Annotated in this window: 9 protein-coding genes; 3 read left to right on the top strand and 6 right to left on the bottom strand. The window is 72.8% G+C overall.

Annotated features, from left to right (window positions below; all coding sequences use genetic code 11):
- Nucleotides 1–41: 41 nt before the first annotated feature.
- Nucleotides 42–245 carry an MbtH family protein gene (locus tag J8403_RS40475; protein WP_046086618.1) on the top strand — a complete coding sequence of 68 codons (204 nt, stop codon included), beginning with the start codon at nucleotides 42–44 and terminating at the stop codon, nucleotides 243–245.
- Between the two features lie 149 nt (nucleotides 246–394).
- A complete protein-coding gene (locus J8403_RS40470; RefSeq protein ID WP_211127528.1) occupies nucleotides 395–1,258 on the top strand; it encodes an SAM-dependent methyltransferase in 864 nt (287 codons plus the stop codon).
- Between the two features lie 21 nt (nucleotides 1,259–1,279).
- On the opposite strand, the gene J8403_RS40465 is transcribed toward J8403_RS40470, so the two are convergent.
- Both J8403_RS40465 and J8403_RS40460 read right to left on the bottom strand, forming a co-directional pair.
- Entirely contained in the window at nucleotides 1,280–1,495 is a 216-nt protein-coding gene (locus tag J8403_RS40465) for a ferredoxin (RefSeq protein WP_211127527.1), read from the bottom strand.
- A gap of 5 nt (nucleotides 1,496–1,500) precedes the next feature.
- Nucleotides 1,501–2,691, bottom strand: coding sequence for a cytochrome P450 (locus J8403_RS40460; RefSeq protein ID WP_211127526.1), 1,191 nt, complete (start codon nucleotides 2,689–2,691; stop codon nucleotides 1,501–1,503).
- Nucleotides 2,692–2,824: 133 nt separating this feature from the next.
- Here J8403_RS40460 and J8403_RS40455 point away from each other — a divergent pair, with 133 nt between their 5' ends.
- A complete protein-coding gene (locus J8403_RS40455; protein ID WP_211127525.1) occupies nucleotides 2,825–3,418 on the top strand; it encodes a TetR/AcrR family transcriptional regulator in 594 nt (197 codons plus the stop codon).
- 42 nt (nucleotides 3,419–3,460) lie between these two features.
- Here J8403_RS40455 and J8403_RS40450 read toward each other — a convergent pair whose 3' ends face one another.
- The 4 genes from J8403_RS40450 to J8403_RS40435 all read right to left on the bottom strand — a co-directional run bounded on the left by J8403_RS40450 (nucleotide 3,461) and on the right by J8403_RS40435 (nucleotide 10,401).
- Nucleotides 3,461–6,151 (bottom strand): SMI1/KNR4 family protein, encoded by a 2,691-nt coding sequence (locus J8403_RS40450; protein WP_211127524.1) that lies wholly within the window; start codon nucleotides 6,149–6,151, stop codon nucleotides 3,461–3,463.
- A gap of 131 nt (nucleotides 6,152–6,282) precedes the next feature.
- Entirely contained in the window at nucleotides 6,283–7,602 is a 1,320-nt protein-coding gene (locus J8403_RS40445; protein WP_246586225.1) for an NAD(P)/FAD-dependent oxidoreductase, read from the bottom strand.
- A 128-nt stretch (nucleotides 7,603–7,730) separates the two neighbouring features.
- A complete protein-coding gene (locus J8403_RS40440; RefSeq protein WP_211127522.1) occupies nucleotides 7,731–9,683 on the bottom strand; it encodes a glycoside hydrolase family 84 protein in 1,953 nt (650 codons plus the stop codon).
- Between the two features lie 223 nt (nucleotides 9,684–9,906).
- A complete protein-coding gene (locus tag J8403_RS40435; protein WP_211127521.1) occupies nucleotides 9,907–10,401 on the bottom strand; it encodes an SRPBCC family protein in 495 nt (164 codons plus the stop codon).
- Nucleotides 10,402–10,468: the final 67 nt, after the last annotated feature.

The raw sequence follows: 10,468 nt of genomic DNA, 5'->3' as shown, positions 1-10,468 counted from the left end.
CATCCCCGACCTGACCGAAACACCGACAGGAGAGAACGACCATGGACGACAACGCCCGCTACCAGGTGCTGCGCAACGACGAGGACCAGTACTCGCTGTGGCCCGCCGACCTCGAGGTGCCCGAGGGCTGGCGCCCCGTCGGCAAGGAGGGCACCAAGGACGAGTGCTCCGCCTACGTCGACGAGGTGTGGACCGACATGCGGCCGCGCAGCCTGCGCGAACGCATGGACAACGTGGCCTCCTGACCGGGTCCTGACCGGGCGGTGCGGCCGGCGCCTCACGGCGCCGGCCGCGACCGGGCCCCTCAACTTCCCGTAACCGGAACGCGGTTTACCATCCTGGGAACAGTCGGCCGCGGCGCGAGGGATCGCGCCCGGATACGGAGGAGAACCACGTGACCGCGCAAGGGGTAGCATCCCAGACCGGAAGCGGGCCGGAGCCCCCCAACACCCCTCTCAACCAGGGGCGACCGCACAGCGCCCGGATGTACGACTATTTCCTGGGCGGCAAGGACAACTACGTCGCCGACCGTGAGGCCGCGGCCAAGGTGCTCACCCTCTGGCCGGGTGTCATGATCGCCGCCCGGACCAACCGGGCCTGGATGCACCGCGCGATCCGGTTCCTGGCCGCCGAGCGGGGCATCCGCCAGTTCCTCGACATCGGCACCGGCATCCCCACCCGGCCCAATCTGCACGAGGTCGCCCAGGGAATAGCCCCGGACGCCCGCGTCGTCTACGTGGACAACGACCCCATCGTCCTCGCCCACGCCCAGGCGCTGCTCAAGAGCAGCCCCGAGGGCCGTACCGCCTATGTGCACGGGGACATCACCGAGCCCGGGAACATCCTCGCCTCGCCCGATCTCACCGAGGTGCTGGACCTGTCCGAGCCCGTCGCGCTGAGCCTGGTCTCGTTGCTGCACTTCGTCCCCGACGAGTGGGGCCCGTACGAGATCGTCCAGCAGTTGGTCGACGCGCTCGCCCCCGGCTCCTTCCTGGTGCTGAGCCACATCACCCCGGACTTCGACCCCGAGGCCACCCAGAAGACCGTGCAGATCTACAACAAGGGGGGCATCCCGGGGAAGATCCGCACCAGGGACGAGGTGGAACGCTTCTTCACCGGGCTGGAGCTGGCCGAACCGGGCCTGGAGGTGCCGCACCGGTGGCGCACCGACCTGGCCGAAACGGACTCCCAGGTGGAGACCGGCGATGTGACCGACGAAGAGGTGTCCTTCTGGGCGGGTGTCGCCCAGAAGCCCTGACGCGGGGTTCGCGGAGCGGGTTCAGGGACGCGGTCCGACGGTCGTGGTGCCGTCGCGGATGGTGATCGCCAGCGCGGGACAGGAGTCCGCCGCGTCCAGCACCCGCTCCTCCTCGGGGACCTCCTCGTCAAGCGGCCGGGCGTGTTCCTCGTCGAGGACGAACAGGTCGGGGGCGATTCCGGCGCACATGCCGGACGCCATGCACCGGCCGGGGTCGATCTCCGCCTTCCAGGTCATCCCGCTCACCACGCGATCGGCATGACACGGGGCCCGCGGACCAGCATCTGGCCCTTCCACTCCACATCCCCGGCCGCCCGCAGCCCCGGGAACCGGGTGATCAGCGCGCCGAGCGCCTCCTGGAGCTCCAGACGGGCCAGCGGCGCGCCCAGGCAGTGGTGCACTCCGTGGCCGAAGCCGAGGTGCTGGGCGGCGGGGCGGGCGACGTTCAGAACGCCCGCCTCGTCGAAGCGCAGCGCGTCGCGGTTGGCCGAGCCCACCGCGACCAGCACGGGCTCCCCGGCGCGCACCAGGGTGCCGCCCACCTCGACGTCCTCGGTGGCGTAGCGGGCCTGGGAGGCCCCCATGCCCAGCGGGACGAAGCGCAGCAGCTCCTCGACGGCGCCGTTCAGCAGCTCGGGGTTCTCGCGCAGCCGCCGCAGCTCCCGCGGGTGCTCCAGCAGCGTCAGCACGAAGTTGGGGATCTGGGTGGCCGTGGTCTCGTGCCCGGCCACCAGGATGGCCACGCACAGATCGACGAGTTCGAGCTCGGACAGCCGGTCGCCCGCGTCCCTCGCCTCGATCAGCGAGGTCATGATGTCGTCCCGGGGGCTGCCGCGATGGGCCTCGACCAGCCCGGCCATATAGGCGCGCAGCTCCTCGGTGTTGCGGGCGGACTCCTCGGCGGTCAGCGAGCTGGTGGACAGCGCGGCGTCGCTCCAGGTCCGGAACTTCGGCCGGTCCTCCTCCGGGACGCCGAGCATGGCGCAGATGACCCCGACCGGAATGGGCAGGGCATAGCGGTCCACGAGATCGGCCGGTGGCCCCGCCGCCTCCAGGTCGTCGAGCAGGTCATGGGTCAACTGCCGGACCCAGGGGCGGAGTTTCTCCACCTGGTGGACGGTGAACGCCTTGGCGACGAGGGTGCGCAGCCGGGTGTGGTCGGGCGGGTCCATGGTCAGGATGCCGCTGTCGCGCCGGCCCTCGGACTGCCGTGGCTCGTCGTGGTGGAGCGCCTCCGCGCGGCTGAACCGCCGGTCGCCGAGCACCAGCCGGGCGTCGGCGTACCGCGTGGCCAGCCAGGCGGGCTCGCCGTAGGGCAGGCGCACCCGGAGTAATCCGGTGCGGTTCCTGGCCTGTTCGTACGCTTCGCTGAGCGCCAGCCCGTCGGAGGAGTTGAAGGGATAGGTGAGGGGTGTCGTCTCCGCTGTGGTCACCGTGGCCTCCCTTGCGTAAGCACGTGCTTACAAACGTAGGAGCCGTCGGCTGGTACGGTCAACGGCCCCTTTGCGCCGTTGATCTGGCGGCCCGACGGGGAATCGCCGCAAGCTGACGAGAGGGTGTGGCGTGATGGGGACGACCGTGTCCGAGGGACAGCGGCGGGACGCGCGGAACACACGTCGGCGGCTGCTGGAGGCCGCGGCGGCGCTGTTCGCCGAGCGGGGCTATGAACGGGCGACGGTGCGGGACATCGCCGATCGCGCGGGGGTCAACCAGGCGCTGCTGTTCCGCTATTTCGGCTCGAAGAGAGCGCTGTTCGGCGAGGTGATCGCGCGCAACGGGGAGGAGCAGCTGCGCACCACCCCACCCCATGAGCTGCCGGAGACCGCCCTGCGGGGGCTGCTGGGCCACGGTGCGAAGGATCCGGGCACCCGCGCGCTGGCGACGCTGCTGCGCTCGGTGGACAGCGGTGACGAGATCGGTACGGCCGTGCGCGCCATCAGCGACGACTACGCGCGGGTGCTGGCCTCCCTGTCCAGCGCCGACAACCACGAGCTGCGGGCGGATCTGGCGCTGTCCTGGTTGCTCGGCATAGGGATGATGCGGGTGCTCGTGGGCAAGGAGCCGCTGGCCGACGCGGACCCGGACGAGGTGTGCGCGCTGGTGACGGCCGCGCTCGGCACCCTCCTGGACGGCCTTCCGGCGGCGGACGGCGGGCCATAGGACGGCGGGCCATAGGAGAGCGGGCCACAGGAGGGCCGGGGCCTACTCGCGGAACTCTCCCCGGGGCGTGGTGACGACGCGACGGGCCCGGGCCGGGGTGATCACCTCGCGGAACGCCGGATCGGTGAGGAGGACGACCGGGGCGATGCGATGCGGGGAGTCGGAGTGCCAGTGGGGCAGGGCGGCCTCGATCACGGCCCAGGACTGGTCGATGGCACCGCGGTCGGCCAGCGCCCTGGCCAGGTCCAGGGCCTGCTGGAAGGTGCGGGATTCGGGCAGGGCCGGCGGGACGAAGGCGGCGGCCCTGGCAACCCAGGCGGCGGTGTCGTCGCCCTCGGTGGCGGCGCCGCCCGCGGACACACCGCCCGCGCCCACGACCCCGTCCACGCCGTCGGGGAGCCGGGGCAGGATGTCGCCGAGGGCCGAGACATAGCCACCGGGGGCGCCGGTCCATTCCTCGGCCGCACAGCGCAGATAGAGCGGGGCGGCCTCGGCCCGTATCTGTTCCCTGCCGATCACCTCGATGACGTGCGGGTCCCCGAGGACGCGGTTGCGGATCCAGTGGTGGGCGACGCTGATGTCGAGGAACGCCCCCAGGATGGTGCCCAGATACGCGCCGGCGCCCGAGCCCTTGACCGCGGCCCGCTCGAAGGTGGCCATCGCCTTGCGCACCTCGCCCCGCAGGGCCTGCGCCCGGCCCTCGGCCACCAGCTCCCCGGCGCTCCCGGGCCGCGCCATGCGGATGTCCAGGGCCGCCTGGTCCTCGAAACCGGTGCGCTCCTCGGCGACCAGTTCGGCGAACGAGGCGTGCCGGTCGCCCAGGGCCGGGTACCAGCTCGCCCAGATGTACGCCGCCCACTCCCCGTCCTCGGACACATCGGCGGGGTCCAGCAGCCAGTGCTGGGCGTCGCCCTCCTCGGAGACCAGCAGCGCCCGGTCCATTAACGCGGTGTCGTCCCAGTCCTCGCCCTCGCCGCCGCGGATGACGGCCCAGGTCTCGGGGTCGGCCTCGCGCAGCCAGCCGACGGTCTTGGCCGCCCGCATCCGCCACATGAACGGGCTGATGTTCAGCCAGCCGTCGGAGGCGCCCAGGAAGGCCCGGTAGCTCGGCGGGAGCCGGGTGCCGAGCCGCTCCTCCAGGGCGAGGAGGCTCTCCTCGTCCGCGCCCTCGAACCCGAGCCAGCCGGCGGCCCGCTGATCGTCGCCGACCTCGCTCAGGTCCTCGTCGTCGGCCACCCGCAGGATGGCCGCGCTGTACTCCGCCAGATAGGACCGCCACCGCTCGACGGTCCGCGGCAGCGCCTTCGACTCCGGCTCCGGCTCCGTGGTGGCCGACAGCGAGGTGCCGCGGTATCCGGTCGGCGCCTCGCCCGCCCGCTGGTAGTGGCCGATGAAGCCCCTCGGTTGGGGGGCGGAGGTGAAGAACCGGACCTGGGAGAGCTGGACATGGTCCTCCCCCGCGTTCCGGGTGATCTCCAGGCGGTAGTGGCCGTAGGCCGTGTGGGCGGGGAAGGTGAACCCGCGGGGCTGATGGCGATGGGCGAAGCTCTCCTCGACGCGGGTGTCGAGGTCCACCCAGTGCTCCCCGTCGTTCGAACCCTTGAGGGTCCAGTCCCTGGGGTCGCGGCCGGGGACGTCGTTCGCCGAGGTCAGGACGTAGTGGCCGACGGCGACCGGCCGCCGCAGGGTGAACTCCAGCCAGGCGCGGCCGCCATGGCCCAGCCACTTGTGCCATGAGTCGTGCAGCAGGTTCTCCGCGACCTCGCCGGCCTCGGTGAACTCGCTGTGCGCCCGGACCCTGGTGACCAGGTCGGTCACCTCGGCCTCCGGGCCGGGCTCGGCGGCCAGCAGCGACACCGTGCCCGAGTGTCCCGACGGGTCGCCCCAGATCACCCGCTCGACGGGCGGCCCCCCGTCCTCGATCAGCAGGCGCAGCTCCTGGCGGAGGTGGCGGCCGCCCCCGGCCGCACCGCCCTCCTCCGTACGGAAGCGGTGCATCACCTCTTCCCACGCGCTGTCCCGAAGGGCCGAGCGGCCCTCCAGCGCTCCCCGGTATTCGGTGAGCGTGCCGTCGGCGGCCCGGCGGTGTCCGTAGAACTCCGTCATCGCCGGCTGGAAGCCGATGGATGCCTCCGCGCCGTCCTGCCCGCGCCAGGCGAGCCGGGCGGGGAGCGAGCCCTCACCCCGGTCCAGATGGACCAGCAGCCGCGGGGCGGGCCGCCATTCGACCGAGCCCGGGGCGCGCCACTCGGTGCGGTAGACGCACACCGCGGCCTCGGCGGGCTGCTCCTCCGTCATGAGGTGGATACGGGCGCAGATACGGGAGGGCTCGACGGTGATGCGGTACAGCCACAGCAGACCGCGTGCCTCGGCGCAGCCGCGGACGCACAGTGTGTTCGTGCCCACCACCAGCGCCTCACCGGGGACCGCGAAGGCCACCTCCCGGGGGCGGGCGCCGCCGGGCACGGTGAACCGCTCGATCACCGCATGCCCGTTGACGGTGATGTCGATCGGCGCGCATCCTAAGGATTCGCCCAGCGGTGAGACCCGCGCGATCAGGGTCAGCGTGAGCTGCTCCGGCAGTTCGCCGTCGTCCAGCGCGAAGTCGAGTGCGACCCGTCCGCCCGCGCCGATCGCGAGCCGGTCACGGTCGGGATGGCATCGCTCGTACCGGGCCGTGCCATTGCCGAATCGAGGCGGATCGGTGGTGAAATCCGCGAAAGTCGCTCGCACGCTGTGCTCCTGATGGGGCCGTCTGGACGTCCGTTGACGTGTCGTCGGGGCAGGGTGCGGGTGGCCTCAACACCCGGATGCTGTCGATGCTAGGACGCTCCACCAGCGCCGTCCGGCCGCCACGACGATCACTAGGGGGATGCGGGTCGGCCGCTCCCTCCCCCGCGCAGCACGGCTCCCAGGACGGCGGGCCGCATCAGCGCGGTGGGGGCGGCGACCAGCGACATCACCTCGTGCAGGGTCTTGCAGACCCGCGGGTCGACGGTGGCACCCCGGATGACCCGGTCCAGGTAGCGGTGCTGAGCCCGCACCGACACTCCGGCCGGGCCGCCCGTGGTGGCGGGGAAGCGCACATCCTCGCTGGAGGACAGCATCCAGGCCGTGTTCGTGGCGGCCGTGATGCCCTTACGGGCGGTGTGCGCCGTACGGGGGCCGATGCCGCCGTGGCGCTCGGCGGCGACCCGCAGGGCGCGGGCGCCGAGCGCGGCCACGGTGATTCCCTGGCCGTAGACCGGGTTGAAGGTGCACACGGCATCCCCGATGACGACCAGCCCGCGCGGCGCCCGGCGCTCGTAGTGCCGCCGCACACTGGGGCCGGGCCAAAAGCCCCGGACCGCACCGGCGGGCTCGGCCCCGGCCAGCAGCTCGCGCAGGCTCGGGTCCCGCAGCAGCCGCAGCTGCCGGTCGAAACCGGCCGTACCGGGCTCGGCCTGCGCCCCGCGCATACTGCCGACGCTGGCGATCCACCGCCCGTCCTCCACGGGCAGCACCACCCCGAGCCTCGGCGCGTTGGGGGCCTTGGTCTGCAGATAGAGCGCGGGGAAGCCCGGACCCGGCCCGGCGGGGCGGTGGTAGAGCCGGCTGACGTAGGACACGCCCGCGTCGACGCGCTCCTCTGCGGCGGGCGGGCAGCCCAGCCGGGTCAGCCAGGACGGGAGCGAGGAGGTGCGCCCGGAGGCGTCGACCACCAGCTCCGCGCGCACCTCGCGCACCTGGGCGCGGGCGTCGCCCCGCGCCCTGACCTGGACGCCGGTCACCTCGCCAGGTGCGCCGAGGAGCCCGACGACGTCCGTGTTCTCCAGCCATCGCACCGTGGGCTCGCCGCGCACCCGGCGCAGCACCGTATGGTCGAGCAGCGGTCTGGTGCACGAGAGGAACGCGACCTCGCTCTCGTACTCGGCGAGCCACCCGGCCGCGCTCAGCCAGCGCACGCCCGACATGGGGACGCGCACCGCGCCGGCGGCCGTCAACTCCTCGCGCACACCGGGCATCAGCGCCTCCAGCGCCCGATGCCCGGCCTCCAGCAGCAGATGTGCGTGGCGCGCCTGCGGAACACCCGAGCGGAACGCGGGCCGCTCGGGATAGCGGTCGCGCTCGACGATGACGATGCGCTCGGCATATCCACGCAGCGCCCATGCGGCCAGCATCCCGGCGAGACCTCCGCCGATCACCACCGCGGTCCCTCGCCCCGTACTTTCCCCCTGTACCCCCATACTACGGAGCGTAGTGCACAACCATCCGAGCGTCACCACCTTCGCCGGGATACAACTCTTCCGAGGGTTCGGGCGGTTGGGGAGGGCTAGGCTGTATCGGCCGCCTCGGCGATGAAGGTGTCGAGCACGCCGTCGGCGATGCGCACCGGACCCTCGGGGCGGGTCTCGCCCGGGATGGTGCGGATCTCCCCGGCGCGCTTCGCGTCCGCCGCCGCCTCGGCGAACCACCGTGCGGCCTCGGCGTCGCGGCCGTCGAGACGGGCGCCCAGCGCGTCCAGGGTGCGCTCGAAGGCGCTCCCCCATAGCGACAGCGCGTCCAGCCAGGGCGCGGAGTCCGCCACGAATCCCGGGTCGGTGACACCGGCCCGGATGCGCTCGGGAGCGGTGGCGAGCAGCCGGGCGTACGGGCGCAGCTCCCGCAGGGCCGTTCGTTCGTGCCCCGCCTCCCAGGCGGCGCGGAACCGGTCGAGCCGGGCCGCGAGTGCGGGGGCCTGCGGCTGCCAGGGTTCGGCGCCGAAGGTGGGCGCGAGATGCTGGGTGTCGAAGAAGGCCAGCAGTGAGCGAACGGTGGAGGCCGTACGGTCCGCACGCGCGCCGGGGCGGTCCCCGGCGAGGTGGCGGGCGGCGGCCTCCCAGGTGCGGGTGGCGTCGTAACCGGTGTCGTTCCAGGCGAAGTCCGCCCCGCCGAAGAGGGCGACCTTGCTGGCGGCGGCCTGGTTCATCGGGTTGAGGACCAGGCCGGAGAGCTGCCGGTGCAGACCGGGCTCGCGGGCGTCGTAAGGAGCGAGCAGCAGCCGGCCCTCCGCCTGGCCGTAGTCGTTGACCGGGTAGTTGTCCCAGACGAAGACCTTGCGCCCCCATACGGCCGCGGCCCGCTCCGCGTCGGCGACGGTGATGCGTGGCGGCACCACATCGGTTCCGGTCCACATCACCTCGACCCGCGCGTCCAGCCGCTCGCGCAGCACGCGCTTGTACGGGGTGTCGGTGACATCCCCGTACTCGGTCGGCACCATCTGGAGCGGCCTGGTGTCCGCCCGCTCGTCCAGGAACTCCTTCTGCACCGCGTTGAGCAGGTCGGACTGCGCCTCGGCGGCCGCCTTCGACGACGGGTCTCCGTAGGTGGCGCGGTCGGCCTCGCAGTTCCAGCGGGTGTAGCTGATGTCGTCCAGCGGCATGGAGAAGCTGCGCACCCCGAGGTCGTAGACCGCGTCCAGCTTGGCCTCCAGCGCGGCGAGGTCGGCGGGGTCGCTGTAGCAGATGGAGTTGCCCGGGGAGACGGCGAAGGTGAACCGCACATGGTGGTCGGTGGCCTGCCGGACGAGCTCGCCCAGCTCGGCGAGTTTGGCGGCCGGATACGGCTCGCGCCACTTCTCCCGGTGGTAGGGGTCGTCCTTCGGCGCGTAGATGTAGGTGTTCATCTTGACGTCCCCGTAGAACGCCAGCTGGTCCATGCGCTCGGCATGGGTCCAGGGGCTTCCGTAGAAGCCCTCGATCACCCCGCGCAGCGGCATCAGCGGATGGTCCGCGACCCAGACGGACGCGATGGTCCGGTGGCCGGATACCAGCTGACGCAGCGTCTGCGCCGCGTAGTACGTCCCGTCCGAGTCGGCGCCCGCGAGCGCCACCGAGGCGCGTCCCGCGGCCAGTGCGTAGCCCTCGGCGGGAAGCTCGCCGGGCACCCGGCCCCCGGCGGCCCGGAGCGCCCGCACCACCCGTGCGTCGGTGATCCGGCCGACGGTCACGGTCAGCTTCGGCCCGGGGCCGTCCTGGATCCGCGAGGCCCCCGCGTGGCGCAGCACGGAGGTGACGAGTTCACGTGTCGGACGGTCCACACCGTCCGCGACGACGAGGCGGACACGGGCGGGGACATGGACGTCCGCTCCGATGCGGGACATCTCCCGCGGGTGCGGGGTGACGACCGGCAGCGGCCCGGGGGCGGTGGCAGTGGCCGCGGTGGCGGCCGCACCGGTGGGCAGCAGCAGGGCGAGGAGGGTGAACAACACCGTGACGCTGGCCAGGGTGCTGGAGCGACTGCGCATGGGACATCTTCTCCGTGGCGTTCGGTGGCCTTCGGGGGCGGTGCGGTGCCGTGCGGTGATGCCGGGCGTGTGCGGTGCGCCGTGCGCGGTACGAGCCCCGGCGGGGCCCGGCGTATCCCTACCCAGCGGTGAGCGCGAATGATCGGACCTGTCGCCGGTCGTCCATTGCCGTGCGGGGCGGGGGGTTCGTAGCGCCGGGCACTCGGCGGGAGCGGCGCGCCCGTCAGTCCCCGAGCAGCGCGTCGACCACCCGGCCGAAGAGCAGCCGGCCGGACCAGGCCGTGGGCGGGTCGAACAGCCGGGGCAGCCCCCGTAGCCGGGCCTCCTCGCGCCACACCACCTCGGACCCGCCGTCGCGGGGGCGCACCTCGATCTCGGCCCAGCCGAGGACCACCGAGCCGCGCTTCTCCAGCCTGCAGATGCCGGGAGTGCCACCGCCGGGAGCGCCACCACCAGGAGCGCCACCACCAGAAGCGCCACCGCCGGGAGTGTCGTCGGCGGGCGGGTCCCAGCGCACGACCTCCATGGGGTCGTCGAATCCGGCGCGGCCGACGCCGGTGCGCACCACGACCACGGTGCCCACCCGGGTCGGCCCCGCCGGACGGACGGTGACGCCGCTCAGTGGTACATGGGCGCCATGACGCGACCAGTCGGTGAGTCGTCGCCAGGTCTCGCCGACGGGCAGGGGGGTGCGCCGCTGGATTCGGAAGTGGGCCACAGCGGGATCGTAGGTGATCGGCGGCCGGAGGCCATTGACAGCTCGTATCCGCCTGTTACTTTCCACA

This window comes from Streptomyces yatensis (assembly GCF_018069625.1).
GTDB lineage: Bacteria > Actinomycetota > Actinomycetes > Streptomycetales > Streptomycetaceae > Streptomyces > Streptomyces yatensis.
Note: the sequence above shows the minus strand (reverse complement) of the source record. Positions and strands in the feature narration are given on the sequence as shown.